The following is a 19,227-nucleotide window of genomic DNA, read 5'->3' as shown; positions in this document are numbered from 1 at the left end:
ACGGAAACGATTGAGATGAGCACCTATACAAAACGCAGCAAAGACGCGCTGGCCCAAAGGGTTGCGCAGGACATCCATGACGGGGCTTACGTCAACCTGGGGATTGGCATGCCGACACTTGTGGCCAATCACATCCCACCGGGACTGGAGGTCAGTCTCCACAGCGAGAACGGCATTTTGGGGATGGGGCCTGCACCTGCCGTCGGTGATGAGGACTACGACCTGATCAATGCGGGCAAGCAACCGGTCACGCTGCTGGATGGCGGTTGCTACTTCCACCATGCGGACAGCTTTGCCATGATGCGCGGCGGTCACCTGGACATCTGCGTACTTGGCGCCTTTCAAGTCTCTGCAACCGGTGACCTGGCCAACTGGAGTACGGGTGAGGAAGGCTCAATTCCTGCTGTGGGTGGTGCGATGGACCTGGCCATCGGAGCCAAGCAGACCTGGGTCATGATGGATTTGCTGACCAAAAAGGGCGAAAGCAAGGTGGTTCTGAAGTGCAGCTATCCGCTTACCGGGATTGCTTGCGTCAAACGCATTTACTCCGACCTCGCCACACTGGAATGCACAGCCAAGGGCTTGGTATTGATCGACAAGGTGGACGGACTGGAACTTGCAGAGTTGGAACGACTACTCGGACTCCCAGTGGCCACTACCCCGCAAGAGCTCCCTTGAAGGACGAATTAATAATGACAGAAGCATATATTTGTGACGCGATCCGAACGCCGTTCGGACGATATGGCGCTGCATTGAGCAGTGTGCGCGCTGATGATCTGGGGGCAGTGCCAATCCGCGCGTTGATGTCTCGCAATCCAAGTGTCGACTGGGCGCGTATTGATGACATTATTTACGGCTGCGCAAACCAGGCGGGCGAAGACAACCGCAACGTTGCCCGGATGAGCGCCCTATTGGCTGGAATGCCATTCGAAATCGCCGGTTCAACAGTCAATCGTCTGTGCGGATCAGGTCTGGACGCCTTGGGCAGTGCGGCACGAGCCATCAAATCAGGCGAGGCGACGTTCATGATCGCAGGCGGCGTCGAAAGCATGAGTCGTGCGCCTTTCGTCATGCCCAAGGCTGAGACGGCCTTCAGCCGTGCAAACGCGGTGTACGACACCACCATTGGCTGGCGATTTGTGAATCGGCTTATGAAGGAAAAATACGGTGTGGATTCCATGCCAGAGACCGCCGAAAACGTTGCGACGGAATTCAAGATTGAACGCGATGCTCAAGACCGCATGGCATTTTCTAGCCAGCTGCGGGCAGTCGCTGCGCAGCAGGCTGGCCATCTGGGGCGAGAGATAACGCCGGTCCATGTTGCCCAGAAGAAGGGCGATGCGCTGGTCGTTGAAGTTGACGAGCACCCCCGCGCCACCAGCATGGAGTCATTGGCCAAGCTGAAAGGGGTGGTCCGCCCTGATGGTACGGTGACCGCCGGAAATGCGAGTGGGGTTAACGATGGCGCTTGCGCCTTGCTTTTGGCCAACGAGGCGACCGCACAAAGTCAAGGATTGACTCCCCGCGCCCGCGTTGTCGGCATGGCTGTTGCAGGGGTGCCTCCCAGGATCATGGGCATTGGCCCTGCGCCGGCGACGCAAAAGGTATTGGCCTTAACAGGTCTCACTTTGGCCCAACTGGATGTAATTGAACTGAACGAGGCATTTGCTGCGCAAGGCCTTGCTGTTCTGCGCCAATTGAGTCTCTCAGATGACGATGAGCGCGTCAACGCCTGGGGCGGGGCCATTGCACTGGGGCACCCACTCGGCGCAAGCGGCGCCAGGTTGGCCACGACTGCGATCAATCGCCTTCACGTAACCGGCGGACGTTATGCCTTGTGCACCATGTGTATTGGTGTAGGTCAGGGCATTGCACTTGTCCTGGAGCGCGTATGAAACACGCCTCACACATTGACCGACGAACCATTGTTCTGAAAGCGCAAACACATCGATCGGGTGATGTGACCTACCACGTTAGCCATCCCTTGTTTAGAGTTCTGCAAAGAACAATAGACAAAGGTCCAATTTCCCTTACTTAACCACATCTAGGAGACATGCATGACTGAATTTGTAACCCACTTTGGGTCCCTGAAGAGCTATGAAAAAGGCCACATTGAGATCATCAATGACCTTCCACGCAATTACGCGTTTTCGAACGTGTTTGAAGTCGCAAACGGCTCCAAGCCTTATGAGAAGGTTGCCGTGGCGAAAAATCTGGAATACGTGATCGAGGCGATTCGCGCCGAGGGCACCTCTGGCTGGATGGCTGCTGGTCACGATGAATTCTGCATTGTGATGGACGGAGAGGTGACGGTTGAGCTGGTCAAACTCGACGATGCGGAATCGGTTGCTCCTTCCAGCAAAGAAGGCACGGTAGCCGTTAAAGGTGAACCCAAAGGTCGCAAGATGGGCAGCATTCGTTTGGGTCGCGGCCATCAGGCACTTCTGCCAAAGGGTGCCGCGTACCGCTTCAACTGCGCCAAGCCTTCTGTTCTCGTCCAACAGACCATTGTGGGTGATCTGACCGTGCAAAAGTGGGCAGAAATCTGCTACCGCTAATCCATCCCATTTACCAATTGAGCAATTCAGGAGAACACCATGAACGCAGTCGCAGAAAAGTTGCCCCTTACGGTGGCCGGTTATCGCACCTTTGAACTGGGTGCATTCACTTTCAGCCGTGACGAGTATTTTGTCACGATCACTTGGCCCGTGAAATCGGGCCGTCAATCCCACACCATGAGCGCTGATGCGTTCCTTCGCGCCTTGATGCGCGATATTGCCTGGGGCTTCTTTTACGGTGTGGTTAACTTCGATAACGTGTTTGGAACCCGCAATTTGTACGGCAAGGTGGAATTCTTTGGTGGCCGACTCAATGAGTATTACCACGGAGCGGGCTTGTCCTATGTAGAAGTCTTCGATTCTCCGGTTGCGATGAAGTTGATCAAAGAAATGCTGGCCAATTGGGTTAATGCAGGATTCGACCCATTTGCAGCTCCCATGGAAACCGGTGACGCCGCATTTGGCGAGAAGAACGGCGACAACCTCAGCGCCATCGACCGCTTCCGCGTGGCTACTAAACGTATGCCTGGCATGAAGGGTGACTCCCCTCTGCGCGAGCAGAGCAATGGCTACAAAATCAACCGTGCATTTGCAGACGTGGCTCAGGACCAGCCTGAAATCAAGGCAGAGCCAGGCTTTGAAGATGAGATGCATGCCTTCAATCTGTTTGCCTATCTCTCGCGGTCGGATGTCACATGGAACCCGTCTGTTACTTCAGTTTGTAAGAACAGCCTGTTTTGCCCAACCACAGAGGAATACATTCTGCCTATCATTCATGGCAATGACCGAGTGGAGTGGTTCTTCCAGATGTCGGATGAAATCATGTGGAATATCACTGACAACGCAACGGGTCGTCCCCGCGCACGCGTTCTAATGAAGGCAGGTGACATTGCCGCTATGCCTGCAGACTGCGGCCATCAGGGATTTTCCAAGAAGCGTTCCATGCTGCTGGTGTGGGAGAACAGCAATCCCAACATCGTGAAGATGCATGAATCTGGCGAACTTCCTCCCTATCCCGTGGAGTTCTAAATCCTTGTAAGAAGGTAGAGAAAATGTCGGGTGATTCCGGTGCATGCCGAAATCACTCGAACTTTTTTTGGGAAGCGAACTATGAGTTGGATTGAACACCGCGACTGTCCCAAGCCTGGAACAAGACTATGCGCTTTGGGCGATATACCTGACCAAGGCGGTTTTGAGGTCGCATTCGGTGAGGGAGACGAAAACTTCCGAATTCTTTTATTGCGGCAAGGCGATCAGTATTGGACTTACCTGAACAACTGTCCTCACTTTTCCTTGCCATTGAACTATCACCCCCAAACCTTTGTGGTGATGGATGCAATGGTTATTTGCGCCCACCACACCGCGTTTTTTAATTTTGACGACGGCGCCTGCGTAGACGGACCCTGTGCTGGAACGGGCTTGACTCCGTTACCCACTACGTTTTCGAGCGGTGAAATCTACTTCGGCCAGTCCAAAATCTGAAAGCTAGACAAAATGGGCACGAAAGAAAGCGCAAAACACCGGGCTTTAGCCCTGATCAAAGATGAGCATCGATCGTTGGCGGCTGTGGTTCATGCATTGCAGTACCTGACGAAGCAATCGATCCAGGGTAAAGAGCCCAATCAAGTGCTATTGGGTGCGATTGCACACTACATTTTGCAATTTCCTGAAAAGCTGCATCACCCGGCAGAAGACAGATTCATCTTTGCCCCTTTGCGCGTGAAGACATCAGAATCTAAAGACGTCTTGGATGCATTGGAGGCTGAGCACGCGGCTGGTGATATTCGCGCAGCGGCAATGTCGGATGCTCTGAACCAACTTGCGGCGCATACATCTGGAGCCGTGGAACGGTTTTCTCAGGCAGTTGATGAATACGCTCGTTTTTACTGGGCGCACATGATGACCGAGGAAACGATTGTTCTGCCACTCGCTGAACGCATTCTTGAAGAGGCCGATTGGGCTGCTGCTGCTGATGGATTCGCCACGAACCACGACCCCATGTATGGGCCGGATACAGCAAACGAATTTGATGCGCTGTTTAAGCGCATCGTGCATTTGACGCCTGCACCCATTGGATTAGGTGGAAGCTAATGCACTGGACCGATGTTCCATTGGATTTCTGGTGCAGGGGCCCCAGCTCGTAATAACGCAAGTGGAAACTGCATTCAATAAGCCTTTGCATCTGCGCTGGGTACGCTGACCTCATGAAGTTCATAGACGACAGTTCCCGGTTGCCAGTGGCATCGATTCGATGCGACAAGTGCTGTGAGGAAAGGCAGACGGATGCCCACCCTGCGTTTGCTTCGGAAGACTTTGCTTACGTGTTGCCGCAGTGGCCGGGTGCCTACCTATGGCTGGGTCAAGGCAACAAGGACTCCATGCCTTTGCTCCATCCCAATGAGAGACGTTGTTGAAGTTCGTGACCGCCGAGTGTCCAAGGTTGTTGGCGCCAATTGCCTCATGACAGTGTTTGCCGATACTTTAATGACAGGGTAATATTCCTGGGGTAATCAGGTTTTATGCGACTTGCTTAACGCAACGGGGTATTACTGGTGGCTCGGCACAAGTGCTGAAAACCTGTCACCCAGACCCCGACGGCAACAGCTTCATGTCTTAAATTAGAGTTCAGACGCTTAGTTAGAGCTGCAACACCAACAGCGACCTATTGATCTGAGCAAGGCGGCCATTGCCACAATTGGCAAATGCGAAATCTCGAGCAAACAGGGAGCACAGAATACGGGGATCGCCTAGCCTTGCCTATCAACACCCCTTCATTGGGCAACGCCGGGAGTGACGATTAGTTGTGAAGATCAGATCGCTGCACCCGTCAAACTAAAGAGCATCCACAGTGAATCATCGTCCTAAATATTACATACTAACGACTTGCAGAATTCAACGCCAAAGCAAATTGACATTGGTCAATTTTAAAACGTGATTGGACAGAGACAAGCATTTCCGTTGGTATCAGTTCAAGGATTGAGTCTGATGCGTTAGCCATGATTAACAAAGACATTTGAATTCGCCATGCAAGAGAGCAAAACAGAAGTAGAAATGCAGACGTCACCGCGAGGTGAATCATTGCAACAGGCAATTCTCGATTCCATTCCGTCAAGGATAGTTGCTCTGAGCGCAAGCTGCACAATCACCGCAACCAATGATGCTTGGAAAAAATTTTCATTCCAACACCAACACAAAAATGGCAGCAAGGAAGAAGACCTCTTAACGGCAGCGGCAGGAGATAGCTCCGAGGATCCTGAGTGTGTGGCCTCACGTGTAGAGGGAATTAGGAACGTAATTTTAAAACAACTTAGCGCGTACAAAGTCGAGTACCAAGTTGACATGCAGGCCGTCCAGCGATGGTACAGCATGAACGTGATCGCCTTGAAATCTCCCGACGACGGAGTTGTGGTGATCCATGAAGACATCACGAAGACGAAGGAGTCACAGGAGTCGCTCCGGGACCAAGAAAGGCTGTGGAAGTTTGCCGTGGCCGGTTCAGGTGCAGGAGTGTGGGATTGGGATATGCAAACAGGCATCACACGTCACTCTGAGGATTGGAAGTCCATCTTTGGCTATGACGACACCAGATTGCCATCTCAAGGCGACCAATGGATCAACTTTATTCATCCGGAAGATCGGCCGTCAGTAATTCAAGCGAATAGCGAGTATCTGAAGGGTACAAGAAGGACATTCACCAAGGAGTTTCGATTTCTGTGCGCAGATCAAAGTTACAAGTGGGTATTAAGTCGAGGAATAGTGGTCGAGCGTGCCCCCAATGGCGAACCAATGCGCATGATCGGGACCCACACGGATATATCGGTACAAAAGCTTGCCGAGATAGCACTTAGAGAGAGCTATGACGATGTCGCAAGCATACTAGAGACGACATCCGATGGGTATTGGAAAGTGAATGCCAACGGCTTTCTAGTCGATGTCAATCCTGCGTATTGTCGATTGTCGGGCTATACAAAAGAGGAACTCGTCGGAATGCATGTTTCTGAAATAGATTGCTTCGAAACTCCCGATGACATAGCAACGCGAAAACATCGGCTATTCAGCAATGGCCACGATCAATTTGAAACACAACATCGACGCAAGGATGGAACGATATGGAATGTCGAAATCAGTGCGACCTATAGAACGGTGGTACGTCCTCGATTCTTTGCTTTCCTGCGAAATATCGACGATAGGAAGACCGCGCAAAAGAAGCTCGAGGCAAGTGAAGCCACACTGAGCGCCACAATAGATGCCGTTCCGGACTTAATGTTTGAAATGGATCTACGAGGAACATACCACTCCTTTCATTCAGGAAATGCGGAACTTCTGGTCATATCCTGTGAGGATCACATAGGTCGCACGTGCTCAGAAATACTGCCCCCGGAAGCATCTTCAGTAATACATGCTGCGATGGATGAGGCTTTTCAGGAGGGAAGCTCTTTCGGACGGCAATACAAGCTTGAACTCTTCAGTGGCATCAAATGGTTTGAGATTTCAATCTCCAGAAAAGGAAAGGTAGACGGAGAAGACGCCCGCTTCATTGCTCTATCCAGAGACATCACTCTACGAAAACTCGATGAATTGCGAATTGCAGAAAGTGAAGGCCAGCTACGGGCCATCATTGAAGCGGAACCCGCATGCATCAAGATTGTCAATGCGCACGGACGTCTAGTGCAGATGAATACAGCAGGGTTGCGAATGATTCAAGCGGAGTCACTGGATCAGGTCGTCAACACTTTCGTGGCCTCACTGGTCGTTCCGGAGCACAAAGACAGGTTTCTTGATCTACATAGTCGGGTCCTTGCGGGCGAGAACGCGCGTATGGAATTTGAAATAGTTGGTCTTAAAGGTCGCCGACTTTGCTTGGAGACGCATGCCGTTCCGCTTTGCTTCAAAGGGGAGGTGGTGCAACTGGCTGTGACCCATGACATCACAGAGCGAAAGCGGGCGGAAACCGCGCTACTTATTGCTGCAGTTGCGTTTGAATCGCAGGAGGGGATGATGATTACAAACGCCAACAACGAAATACTGCGTGTGAACTCAGCATTCACAAAAATGACTGGCTACACGCAAGAGGAAGTGGTAGGTCGGACTCCGCGGTTGCTAAAGTCCGGGCGCCATGACTGGGCTTTCTATAGAGCCATGTGGCGTGAAATAGGCTCCACTGGTGCTTGGCAAGGTGAGATTTGGGACAAGCGCAAGAACGGCGAGATCTATCCAAAGTGGCTCCGAATTTCCGTTGTCAAGAATAGCGAAGGCAAAGTCACCCATTACATTGGATGCCACAACGAGCTCTCCCAAAGAAAGCAGACTGAGGAAGCCTTGATGCAAAGCAACTACGAGCTGCAGCAATCCAAGCGAGAACTCCGATTGCTTGCAGCACAGAATGAAGTCAAGCTTGAGGAAAAGCGAAAGCATATAGCCCGTGAGGTGCACGATGAATTGGGGCAAGCCTTGACCGCACTACGCATCAATATGACGTTACTCGGGAAGCGCTATTGCAAGGATTCACCAGAAATTCTTGAAGACATTCAGAGCATGAAGGCATTGGTAGACCGCGCCATCCAAGGTGTTAGAAATGTTGCATCAAACCTGCGACCTGCAGCTTTGGATATGGGGCTGATTCCCGCCATTCAATGGTTGTGTCGGGAGTTCTCGGAGAGTAATTCAATTCCCTGTGAATTGATGGTTTCCGAGGAAAGCATTGAACTGGATGACACCAAGTCGGTTGCCATTTTCAGGATTGTGCAAGAGGCATTGACTAATATTTCCCGGTACGCAAAGGCTAATCGCGTCGATATCGACATAGGACTCAATGGTCAATGGCTGGGCGTTGAAATCCGAGACGACGGTTGCGGCTTCAATGTCTCCATCTCCAATAGTAAGTCGTATGGTCTGATCGGAATGCGTGAGCGAGCACTGGCACTGGGCGGAAAGATAGACTTCATAAGCGTGCCCGGACAGGGAACCGTAATTGGTGTGTCCATACCCTTGGACGACGACAAGAATCTAATGGTGAATTCATGATCAGAATAGTGATTGCTGACGACCATGCCATCATGCGCGACGGACTGCGCCAGATCTTTGCGCTGGAGTCAGACATTCAGTTGGTTGCTGAAGCCGTCAATGGCGCTGAGGTGCTCGCGGCATTGAATAAGTACAGCTTTGACTTGCTGCTTTTGGACATCAACATGCCAGGAATCAGTGGCGGTGACCTCATTTCACGGGTCAAGCTGCACAGGGCAAACTTGCCAATTCTTGTTCTCAGTATGCACAACGATGCAAGTGTTGCATCGCGCATGCTCAAGGCGGGTGCCTCAGGCTACATAACGAAGGACTGTGAGTCGGATGATCTACTAGCAGCTATTCGCAAAGTTATGCTGGATGGCAGATTCATCATGCCAGAAATTGCGGAGAAGATCCTGTTTGACAAGGCAACGACCACAATGGGTCCTGCGCACCACCGGCTCTCTGATCGTGAACTTGAAATCCTGCACTTGCTGATAGAGGGGCAAGGTGTCAATGAGATTGCGGCAAAGCTCAGCATCAGCAATAAGACCGTGAGCACGCACAAAACTCGGCTCATGGAGAAGATGAACTGCGCCAATGTGGCTGATCTGATGCGCTACGCAATGCAATACGACTTGCTGGGATGATTATGTAATTTCGTTGAGACACTCATCCAGCCCTCTACAACACCATTTCCAGTGTCTGCACATAGCTCTCGAATTCGGTGACTGGCAACGGACGGCTGTACAGATAGCCTTGATAGGCATGGCATCCAACACGGGCCAGGAAGTCTCTTTGCGCAGGCGACTCAACTCCTTCTGCAATCACATTCAATCCCAGGCTGCCGGCCAGAGCGACGATTGTTTTCGCAATGGCCGCGTCATTAGGGTCCGTAAGGACATCGTGAACAAACGATTGATCAATTTTCAACTGATCCAGCGGCAAACGCTTGAGATAGGAAAGCGAAGAGTATCCTGTGCCGAAGTCATCCAGCGCGAATCCAACTCCAGATGCTTTCAACGCGCGCATCTTGACTATGATGTCTTCCACATTGTCAATTAGAAGACTTTCCGTCAACTCCAGTTTGAGTTTGTTCGGATTGGCGCCGGTCACACGAAGCACTGCTAACGTCTTTTCTACGAAGTCTGCCTCGCGGAACTGGTGAGCGCTGACATTGACTGCAATCGTCAAGTGCGCCATGTTCGGTTGAGTTGCCCACTCGGCCAACTGGCTGCAGGCTGTGTTCAATACCCATGACCCGAGCTTCAGAATCAAGCCCGTTTCTTCAGCGAGTGGTATGAACTCGCCAGGTGAAACCATTCCGCGATCGGGATGGGCCCAGCGCAACAAGACTTCGGCACCGGTAATCTGTCCATCGCCCTCGATTTGGGCCTGATAGTGCAAGGTGAACTGTTGCGAAGCCATCGCTGCCAACAAGTCCTCCTCCAACTCGGCGCGCTCCTTGACGGCAGCCTCCATGGATGGATCAAAGAAACGAAAAGCATTGCGTCCAGCACTCTTGGACTTATACATTGCCAGATCAGCTTGCTTCATCAATTCGTCAATAGATGGAATATTTCCATTGAAAACTGTGGCACCAATGCTCGAGGTACTGCGGTGGGATAGATCATTGAGTTGGTAGGTCTGATTGAGAGAAGTAAGAATCTTCTCCGCTACCACTTCAGTTCTATTAGCCGCTTCTATGTAATCGCTCCCTACACCCTTCAGAACAACCACGAATTCGTCCCCCCCCAAACGGGCCACTGTATCCCCTTCGCGTACACATAGTTTAAGCCGCTGAGCCACTTGCTTTAACAGCTGATCGCCCATGTCGTGACCCAGGGTGTCGTTGAGAGTCTTGAAATTGTCCAGATCTATGAAGAGCAAAGCACTTGTACTCTTTGCGCGGCTATTGTCCGCTACAACCTGCCTAAGCCTGTCCAGAAGCAAAGTTCGATTGGGCAGTCCAGTAAGCTGGTCGAAGAAGGCAAGCTCGTTGATTTTCTCCTCAGAACGCTTGCGTTCGGTAATGTCATGAGAGGTTCCAATATAGTGTGATACCACGCCGTCGCTACCTTTGACCGCAGAAATGGTGAGCCACTTTGGGTAGATCTCTCCGTTCTTTCGGCGATCCCATATCTCCCCTTGCCAGCTTCCTGTATCGACGATGCTGCGCCACATATCCCTATAGAAGCCCTCATCATGTCGGCCAGACTTAAAGAGCCTGGGTGTCTGTCCAACCACTTCGTTCGACGTGTAGCCGGTAAGTCTGGTAAATTCACGATTTACACGCAGTATCACGTTGTGCGCATCCGTTACGACCATACCCTCCTGTGACTCAAACGCTGCTGCCGCAATGCGCAACTCCTCTTCTGCAACCTGCTCGGCGGTGATGTCACGGGTAACAGCCAGGCAAACCGTTGATCCCTGGTCCTGCATGGGAACCACGTGTGTCTGCAGGTAGCGCCGCGTCCCCTTGAGTCCGATGATTTCAAATCTCAATTGATCTGACGCACCCTCCATCACGTGCGCGTGCATTTCAAGGTAGGACTTCCTGAATTCAGGCGCAACAATGTCCGCCACGCGCATGCCTAGGACCTGCTGCAGCGAGTCGGCTTCAATCATGGCAAGCCCAGCCGGATTGATATGCCTCAGATCTCCATTTCTATCGACGATCTTGATGCACTGTGGCTCGCTCTCAATAATAGTGCGCAGCCTGGCCTCACTTCTCACCAGATCTGCTTCAATCTGCTTGCGTTCAGTGATATCGGTGTAGGTCCCGATATAGTGTGACACGCTGCCCTTTGCATCTCTGACCGTGGCAATCGTCAACCAATGGGGACGAATTTCTCCGCTTTTGTGCAAGTTCCAGACCTCACCTTCCCAGGTTCCTCTCTCTTGAATGGTGGCCCAAGTGGAATCCCAAAATTCCCTGTCGTGCTTTCCGGAATTCAGAAAGCTCATCTTGCGTCCTACCGACTCGTCCGCTGCGTAACCTGTTATCTTGGTGAAAGCAGTGTTCACGCGAAGAATTACATCTCTTGCATCTGTTACAACTACCCCGTGATGCGATTCAAATGAGACGGCTGCAATACGAAGCTGCTCCTCCGCTTGCTTTCGCTGTGTGATGTCACGCAAGGCACTGGCAAAGAAGAGTCCTTCATCGGTATGAATGCGGCTCAGACTGATTTCAACATCGCAAATTGTTCCATCCTTTCGTCTTGCCTGGACCGGCAGACCTTGTCCCATTCTCCGTGCACTTGGATTAGAAGTGAATGCCATGCGCTGTGTGGGATGATGATCACGGGCCTGCATTGGAACGAGGCTCTCTATGGACATGCCAGTCAGCTCTTCGGCTGTATATCCAAGCAACTTTTCGACCTGCTGGTTGGCCATGGTTATTTCACCCTCGGCGGTACTTATCAGCAAGGCATCAGGCGTAGAGTCGAAGAATGAGTGCAGGCGAGCTTCACTAGCGCGCAATGCCTGGTCCTGAATATGTGCCAAATGCTCGAACATTTGCTGCCGCTTTTGGTAGAGATAGAGTCCCAAACAGAAAGATAGGACTAATACGAAGAGGAAAGTCAGCCGTTCGTACAAGTCCCTCCACCACGGAGAAAATACCAGTTGGGTGTCGCGTGACACACTCACGACCAATGGCTTGTCCATTTGTACTTCCGCTGTCTGTACTGTGCGAAAGGAGAGCATGCGAGCCTCACCAGTTAGCGGATCAGATCCATATGAAAGGCTTTCCTTTCGACCACTGCTACGATGGAGGCGGAAAGGTTCGCTGGTAGTCGAAAGAGCCCGAGCCATTATTGCTGCAAACGGAGGCGCTGACGCAAACATCAATCCGTCACCGTGCAATACGAAGGATCTGGCGTCCGAAGCGTAGCGGACAGATTCGAGTAGCGTAGCGAAGTACTCTGGGTTTAGTATTGCGACAACCATTCCCGCAAACTCACCTCGTTGCCCTGGAATGACTAAGTACATCCCCATCGCAAGAGTGTGTGCGGAAGTCTCAAAGGGCGCCATAACATGTAGGGTCTTTGGTGATGCATCCACCTCCCGGTTGGCGAAGTACGCCTTATCCGCTACATCCTTTCTGAGGAAGTCATCCTTGTCTGATGCCAGTACGCGCCCCTGCGCGTCGATCACAAGCAATCTGCGGATGCCAACGGTGGTTGCGGCAACGAACTGTAGTTCACGATTGGCTTGCTTGAATCCATCCTTTGTACGAGTCCAGGCAGGTACGCTCTCAAGGATTTTGTCGAGAACACGCTTTGTAGTAGCAACTTGAGCATTCAAGTTGCGTTCGATAACGTTAGTTTGGTTGGAAAGCCGCTGAAATTCTTGCCTTTCCGTATCGACATAGTCGTGTTGCAGTGAATACGCAATGAGACTTCCCATTGCAAGCAGCGTAAGAATCAGAAAGAACCACTCAAAGACGCGCCTGCGCCGTCTGGCAATTAGCTTTCTATTGCTCGCACCAATGCCCGAGTGATACATGGGCCTTCTCAAACTGAAAAGACCTTCACCGCTTGCACTAGGCGTTGAGATTTGTCGCCCATGCTGGCGGCCGCAGCACTACTTTGCTCCACCATGGCTGCATTCTGCTGCGTCATTTCATCGAGTTGGGCGATTGCCTGCCCCACTTGCCCAATGCCCAGGGCCTGCTCCTTCGAAGCTGCATTGATCTCGATCATGAGGTCACCGACCTCCTTGACCTGGCTGACAATATCCGTCATCGTCGCACCGGCCAGTGCAACCAATCGACTGCCATTTGCGACCTGCGCGGCAGACTCTTCAATGAGGTTCTTGATTTCCTTCGCTGCTCCCGCAGATCGGCCAGCCAAGCTGCGTACCTCACTTGCAACTACAGCAAAACCCCGACCCTGATCACCTGCGCGGGCCGCTTCCACCGCGGCGTTAAGGGCCAGAATATTGGTTTGAAAGGCAATTCCTTCAATCACTCCTATGATGTCTGAAATCTTGCTACTTGATGCCGAAATGGCCGCCATAGTGGATACCACATCAGAAACTGAATCCCCACCCTTCCTTGCAATCACTGTTGCCGTGTTTGCCAGTTGGCTGGCTTGATGGGAGGTGTCCGAGTTTTGCTGTACTGTGGTTGTTTGCTGCTCCATGGCAGCAGCAGTTTGTTCTAGATTTGAAGCGGTCTGTTCTGTACGACTGGAGAGATCGTGTGTTGCCGTCGATATTTCCGAGCTGGACTCTTGAACGCCTGATGCCTGTTCATACACGTCAGCAACCAGTGAATGCAGATTCAGTCCGGCTTGATTGATGGCCCGAGCGAGAAGTCCTACGTCATCGCAGCGATTGAGGTCAAGGTCTTTAGCAGCCTCTCCACTGGCGACTTGTTGAGCTACACCCAGAATCTTCTTCAAAGGTACAGTTACCTGTGACTCTATAAAGAAATCGGCGAGCAGAAATGCCAAAGCTAGAGGCATGCATTGCGTCAGTGCCACACTCAGGTCCTTTGAGCCTAAGAATTGGAATGCAAGCGCTCCCACGCCAACGAGCAGAAGGGGCAATCGCACCCGCCAGGCAGTAGGCAATAACTGGAAGGCGCTTCTCCATCGCATGAACCCCTTCCGCACGACAAGTCCGCGGTGAAATTCCAAGCCCGAAGCACGCCCTTCCTTGAAGCGGCGGTACAGAACTTCTGCCGCCTCGATCTCCGGACGCGTCGGCTTTGTTCGCACCGATAGATAACCGGTCACCTCTGCGTTCCTTCGCATTGGAGCCGCATTGGCGCGCACCCAATAGTGGTCGCCATTCTTGCGCCTGTTCTTGACGAGTGCTGTCCAAGACTGCCCCTGTTTTAGACTGCTCCACATATCTGCGAACGCTTCTTGGGGCATGTCTGGGTGGCGCACCATGTTGTGAGGGCTTCCGATGAGCTCCTCCTCGTTGTATCCGCAGGCCCTTATGAAGGCCGCGTTGGCATAGGAGATTCGGCTAGAGAGATCTGTAGTCGAGAGTAAGGTTTCCCCATTGGGGAAGACGTACTCCCGCTGCGTCACTGGAAGATTGTTTCTCATGAGGAGGTCCCGCTAATTTTTAGCCTTGAGGATTGGCGTGCGCGCCCGGCATGTATGGATAACCTACGTACGATTTCGAAGAGGTTCTCGTACTCCAGAGACTTGTCTAGGATCCAATCTGCACCAAGTGCTACACACTTACTGCGGAGAAATTCCACTGACTCGTTTGTAAGAATTGCAATCTTGACCCCGGTCGCATGTTGTTTCATCGCCTGAACGCTATTGCTCGCATTTCCGCAGAGTAGCGCCAGCTCAACGACGAGGAAGTGAGGCCATCCGCTGTGTAGACTCTCATACGCCTGACTCAGCGTGCTGCAAGTTCGAACCTTCACTGTTGCCCCGACACCATGCAGCAGCCGATATAGACTCATGCAGACTACGTCTGAGGGCTCCACTATCAGAAGGTTCATTGCCATAGATTGATGGTGCACGTCTACCTACTTTGACGCCAGTCAGAAAAATCTCATTTCTTTGTAGGATGAGTCCGACGGGGTAGGGATTTTCCTACCCCTCTACGGTCGATACCTCAGCGTGCAGCTTTCTTTGCCTTGCAAAGGCGTTTGAACGAACCTTCAAAGGTTGGCGGGGCTATTGAGGGGTACTGGCGCCAAACCGCTCATCGCCAAGTCCAGATGCTGCCAGCAAACTGACCGCCCTAGGCTTTGCGAAGTCCAGCGGGCAGTCGCGAAATCACCCAGCCGCTGTATCTGAATGTGCATATGCCCTCATGCACCCGGTTTGAACAAGGCCTTTCCACCACCCACAACGCCTTCATGTACGTGTACTGCGTTGAGGTGACGGTATCGCATGAGTGCGCGGCGGTCAGCCTTAATGCGCTCACCAATGCCACTCTTGTGGTGGCGCTGTGTAGCAGTCGCGTGCGGAACGTTCATCTACGGGTTACCTCGGGGTACATGTATCAGTGGGCTTATATTAATATCAGCGGGCTGACACGCTAACCTTACCCAACTCTATAAGCATAGGAGACATGTATGACCCGAACTGAAAGCAATTCTGAAACGACAAGAGATGTGGTGCGGCGCGACCGGCGAACTGCAATCTACCGCCCTGTATGGTGGATAGCCACCTTGGCGTTGGTAGGCACTACGCTGCTCTCTGCCTGCGGTGGTGGAGGTAGCGACAGAAGTTGGCTCACCTCCTGGGCCGCGTCTCACAACCGTCCTGAAGCACCAGCCAACCTGTCCGACAGCACAGTTCGAATGATTGTGCGACCGACGGCAGTGGGCAGTGCTGTGCGCGTGCGCATTGAGAACACTGTGGGCACCGCGCCGGTCACGTTCTCGGACGCCTATATCGGAGTGGCTGGTGCCGGCGCAACGGTTGACGGGCCGAACGTGCGAATGACCTTCAGCGGCAACAACACACTCACGTTGGCACCTGGGGCGCAGGCATGGAGCGATACCGTGAATATGTCCGTGCAGGCTTTCCAGCGCTTGGCCGTCAGCCTGCATGCGAGTTCGGCAACCGACGCGAGCGCACACACGCTGGGCCTGACCACTAATTACATTGCACAAGGCAACCTGGCCGGAGCAGTGGGGGGTACTGGCTTCAGCCCCGTAAATCCCATATTGGCGGGCGCCTCCGTCTCGGCGTACCCGGTGTACTGGGTCGGCGCGGTGGACGTGATGACCAGCACACGCGGCACGATCGTCGCACTAGGCGACTCCATCACCGACGGCTATTGCAGCACCACGACCAATGGTGGAACGTTAGCTGGCGGCGTCGTGGTGATGGACCAGTATCAACGCTGGACTGACATCCTGGCCAACCGCCTCGCGGCGCTTCCTGCGGACCAGCGAATGGCCGTAGCCGACGCGGGCATCATTGGCAATCGTGTTGTATTGGCTGGCGGCTTCGGGCCGTCGGCGATGGACCGCCTGGACCGCGATGTCTTGGCGCTTTCAGGCGTAAGCCATGTAATCTTTTTCGAGGGAACCAACGACATTGCGGGTGGGGCCTCGACGGCATCGCTGATTGCTGGTTCGCAACAAGTGTTAGATCGGCTTCACGCACGTGGTCTGAAGGTGATTGCGGGCACAATCATCCCGCGCGGTGCTGCGACTGGCGGATTTACGGCGTCGCAGGAGCAGGTGCGGCAAGAGGTGAATACCTGGATTCGCACGTCCGGGCGCTTCGACGGCGTTATTGATTTTGACGCGCTTATGGTCGGAGGTGGCAAGTCTGCAACGGGCGCTGAGATCATAAAACCCGAGTTCAACTGCGACAACACCCACCCCAATGCGGCGGGCTATGCCGCAATGGGCAATGCGATCAACATGGATCTGTTCAAGAATTGAGCACATTGGATTGACGCAGGCCTGCCCGTATCGTAAGCGGGCAGCACAGTTGCGTTGTCCGCGAGTGCCTCAGCCGTCCACGGCGCTAGAGCGTTAGCTTGTTAAACACGATGCTGCGGGCAATCGTCTGTCGCTCAACGCAGCGCCTCTGCGAGTCGCAGAAGCATCGCAGTGACTACTTGCGAATCGATAGGGGCTGAAGCGGCCCGTAGGCGCGCTTCGGCATCGGCCACGATCACTGAGGCGGCCTCAAGTACATCATGCCCTTTTGCCGTCAGCTCGGTTTTTTGGATACGCCCATGTTCGGGATGGGCGGTCCGCAAGATGAAGCCCGCACGCTCAAGGGCGACCAGGATTGCCTGCATCGTTTGTGGCGTCACAAAAGAACTGCGCGCGAGTTCGGCATTTGAAGCACCTGCCTCCTTCTTTAGAAAGGTGAGGGCTGCATATTGGGGTGTGGTTAAACCAATCTCCCGCAGTGCAGAGTCCAAGTGTGCGCGCAGAGCCTGCTGAGCCAGCTTCAATGAAAAGCCGATCGTCGCGTATGGATCATTCATCACCAGGTTGGCCTTGGGGCTTGACATGTAAGGGTCCTTATATTAATATCAGGGCATTGATACTATATCTCATTCAATGAAAGGAAACCAAGTCATGCCACATCTGATCGGCCCCGATTTCATCGGCATTCAAACTGAAGATATCAATGCTGCACGGACCTTCTACACCGAAGTTCTCGGGCTGAAGGTCGCCGCTAAAAGTCCTCCCGGCGCCGTAGTGTTCGATACCAAGCCGGTTCCGTTCGCCGTTCGCACTCCCGTGGTCGAACTAAAGGGGACGGATCGGCTAGGAGAGGGCATAGCTATCTGGTTTGGCTGCGATGACGCCGATGCGCTACATGATCATCTTGTCAAGCACGGAACAGAAATTGTCTTCGCGCCGAAAGACGGGCCGTTTGGCCGTTACTTCGCGTTTCGCGACCCGTTTGGCTACACGATTACGCCGCATACGATCGCGCATCCCTGAGTGAGGGAGATCGGCGGAAGTGGGTGTGCAAACGCTTACCCCAAGGCCGCTGCCGTCTCTCGTAGTGGCCTTCTAAAAAACTGAAAGGATATACAGATGGAGAGTTCCAGCCCACTCCGGCTATTCGTAACCGGCGCGACCGGCCAGCTCGGACGCCTAGTGATCCATGAACTCTTGAAACGGGTTCCGGCGAGCAATCTCGTGGCAGGTGTCAGATCGACCGATCACGAAGTTGCCAAACAATTCGCCTTGCAAGGCGTCGAGGTCCGCGTTGCTGATTACACAAAGATCGACACCCTGCTTGAAGCCTTCGAAGGTATTGATCAACTTCTGTTGATCTCGTCGAGCGCGCTGGGCGCACGCCGTGTCCAGCACAATAATGTCATTGACGCGGCGAAGGCTGCGGGTGTCGGCCTAATCGCCTATACGAGCATGCTTCATGCTGACACGTCACCCCTCGCCATGGGAGAAGAGCACCGGCAGACCGAAGCGCTTTTGAAGGCTTCCGGCCTCCCTTTCGCGCTTCTTCGGCACGGGTGGTACACGGAGAACCATGCACAGTCTATTGCGCCCGCCCTCCAGCACGGAGTGGTTCTCGGTAGCGCAGGCGACGGCCGTTTCTCGACTGCGACACGTGAAGACTTCGCAGAAGCGGCAGCCGTCGTAATGACGACCACTGGACATGCGGGACGTGTCTATGAACTGGCTGGCGACGAGAGCTACACCCTTGCAGATTTGGCCGCCGCAATCGCCGCCGCCGCCGGCAAGCCCGTTGTTTACAAGGACATGCCCAAAGCTGTCTTCAAGGGGGCACTCATCGGGATGGGGCTTCCCGAAGTCCTGGCAGAACTCATCGCGGACTCGGACATCGGTGCCGCGAAGGGGGGACTGGAAGACAATGGCCGCCAACTGAGCGCGTTGATCGGCCGCCCAACGACCCCTTGGCGCCAGACCATCGAACTGGGGGTTCCCGCCGCATGAAGATGGCGTGATATAGGGGAGCGTGCCGTGCGCTCCCCGACTGAGGATTCACGATACGACATACGGTTTTGTGAGCATAACCTGCCAACGGATCGCAATCTTCTACAAATAGGAAGCCGAAAGAGGCCTACTCGAAATTCAATTATTTGAAACCTGGAAAAAAGCAAAAGCGTCCTGGTCGCCAATTGCAGCGAGATCGCAATGTGCATTCAGGTCTTTGATGTCATGCCGAATTCCCGACCCGCCATCGCCACCCATTCTTTAATGTACTTTTTG

General features: G+C 53.2%; 15 protein-coding genes. 11 read left to right on the top strand and 4 right to left on the bottom strand.

Features of this window, described 5'->3' with window-relative positions; genetic code table 11:
* The first annotated feature begins 15 nt into the window (after positions 1–15).
* From AC1RMF_RS24080 to AC1RMF_RS24045, 8 genes are all read left to right on the top strand, one after another.
* Positions 16–678 (top strand): 3-oxoacid CoA-transferase subunit B, encoded by a 663-nt coding sequence (locus AC1RMF_RS24080; protein WP_493144868.1) that lies wholly within the window; start codon positions 16–18, stop codon positions 676–678.
* A gap of 14 nt (positions 679–692) precedes the next feature.
* Positions 693–1,895, top strand: coding sequence for a 3-oxoadipyl-CoA thiolase (gene pcaF / locus AC1RMF_RS24075; RefSeq protein WP_493144925.1), 1,203 nt, complete (start codon positions 693–695; stop codon positions 1,893–1,895).
* Between the two features lie 162 nt (positions 1,896–2,057).
* Positions 2,058–2,558: a cupin domain-containing protein gene (locus tag AC1RMF_RS24070; protein WP_493144866.1), complete on the top strand. Its 501-nt coding sequence runs from the start codon at positions 2,058–2,060 to the stop codon at positions 2,556–2,558.
* Between the two features lie 39 nt (positions 2,559–2,597).
* Positions 2,598–3,587 (top strand): hydroxyquinol 1,2-dioxygenase, encoded by a 990-nt coding sequence (locus AC1RMF_RS24065; protein ID WP_493144864.1) that lies wholly within the window; start codon positions 2,598–2,600, stop codon positions 3,585–3,587.
* 81 nt (positions 3,588–3,668) lie between these two features.
* On the top strand, positions 3,669–4,040 hold the full coding sequence (locus AC1RMF_RS24060) for a Rieske (2Fe-2S) protein (protein WP_493144863.1): 372 nt from the start codon (positions 3,669–3,671) through the stop codon (positions 4,038–4,040).
* Positions 4,041–4,052: 12 nt separating this feature from the next.
* Positions 4,053–4,649, top strand: coding sequence for a hemerythrin domain-containing protein (locus tag AC1RMF_RS24055; RefSeq protein WP_493144862.1), 597 nt, complete (start codon positions 4,053–4,055; stop codon positions 4,647–4,649).
* Positions 4,650–5,582: 933 nt separating this feature from the next.
* On the top strand, positions 5,583–8,582 hold the full coding sequence (locus AC1RMF_RS24050) for a PAS domain-containing sensor histidine kinase (RefSeq protein WP_493144861.1): 3,000 nt from the start codon (positions 5,583–5,585) through the stop codon (positions 8,580–8,582).
* The gene (locus tag AC1RMF_RS24045; RefSeq protein ID WP_493144859.1) at positions 8,579–9,211 is read left to right on the top strand and encodes a response regulator; all 633 of its coding nucleotides are present in this window, start codon (positions 8,579–8,581) and stop codon (positions 9,209–9,211) included. Before AC1RMF_RS24050 ends, AC1RMF_RS24045 begins: the two co-directional genes overlap by 4 nt.
* A 34-nt stretch (positions 9,212–9,245) precedes the next feature.
* Here AC1RMF_RS24045 and AC1RMF_RS24040 read toward each other — a convergent pair whose 3' ends face one another.
* The 3 genes from AC1RMF_RS24040 to AC1RMF_RS24030 are packed head-to-tail and all read right to left on the bottom strand — an operon-like array spanning position 9,246 to position 15,039.
* Positions 9,246–13,073, bottom strand: a complete 3,828-nt coding sequence (locus AC1RMF_RS24040) for a PAS domain S-box protein (protein ID WP_493144858.1) — start codon at positions 13,071–13,073, stop codon at positions 9,246–9,248.
* 8 nt (positions 13,074–13,081) lie between these two features.
* Complete coding sequence (locus AC1RMF_RS24035; RefSeq protein WP_493144856.1) at positions 13,082–14,629, bottom strand: methyl-accepting chemotaxis protein; 1,548 nt, start codon at positions 14,627–14,629, stop codon at positions 13,082–13,084.
* Positions 14,626–15,039, bottom strand: coding sequence for a response regulator (locus tag AC1RMF_RS24030; protein ID WP_493144854.1), 414 nt, complete (start codon positions 15,037–15,039; stop codon positions 14,626–14,628). Before AC1RMF_RS24030 ends, AC1RMF_RS24035 begins: the two co-directional genes overlap by 4 nt.
* 582 nt (positions 15,040–15,621) lie before the next feature.
* On the opposite strand from AC1RMF_RS24030, the gene AC1RMF_RS24025 reads away from it, so the two are divergent.
* Positions 15,622–16,947, top strand: coding sequence for a GDSL-type esterase/lipase family protein (locus tag AC1RMF_RS24025; RefSeq protein WP_493144852.1), 1,326 nt, complete (start codon positions 15,622–15,624; stop codon positions 16,945–16,947).
* Between the two features lie 134 nt (positions 16,948–17,081).
* On the opposite strand, the gene AC1RMF_RS24020 is transcribed toward AC1RMF_RS24025, so the two are convergent.
* A complete protein-coding gene (locus tag AC1RMF_RS24020) occupies positions 17,082–17,531 on the bottom strand; it encodes a MarR family winged helix-turn-helix transcriptional regulator (RefSeq protein WP_493144850.1) in 450 nt (149 codons plus the stop codon).
* A 67-nt stretch (positions 17,532–17,598) separates the two neighbouring features.
* On the opposite strand from AC1RMF_RS24020, the gene AC1RMF_RS24015 reads away from it, so the two are divergent.
* Both AC1RMF_RS24015 and AC1RMF_RS24010 read left to right on the top strand, forming a co-directional pair.
* Positions 17,599–17,970, top strand: a complete 372-nt coding sequence (locus AC1RMF_RS24015; RefSeq protein WP_493144849.1) for a VOC family protein — start codon at positions 17,599–17,601, stop codon at positions 17,968–17,970.
* Between the two features lie 96 nt (positions 17,971–18,066).
* Positions 18,067–18,951: an SDR family oxidoreductase gene (locus AC1RMF_RS24010; RefSeq protein WP_493144848.1), complete on the top strand. Its 885-nt coding sequence runs from the start codon at positions 18,067–18,069 to the stop codon at positions 18,949–18,951.
* The last annotated feature ends 276 nt before the right edge of the window (positions 18,952–19,227 follow it).

This window comes from Rhodoferax sp. GW822-FHT04A08 (assembly GCF_058801025.1).
Note: the sequence above shows the minus strand (reverse complement) of the source record. Positions and strands in the feature narration are given on the sequence as shown.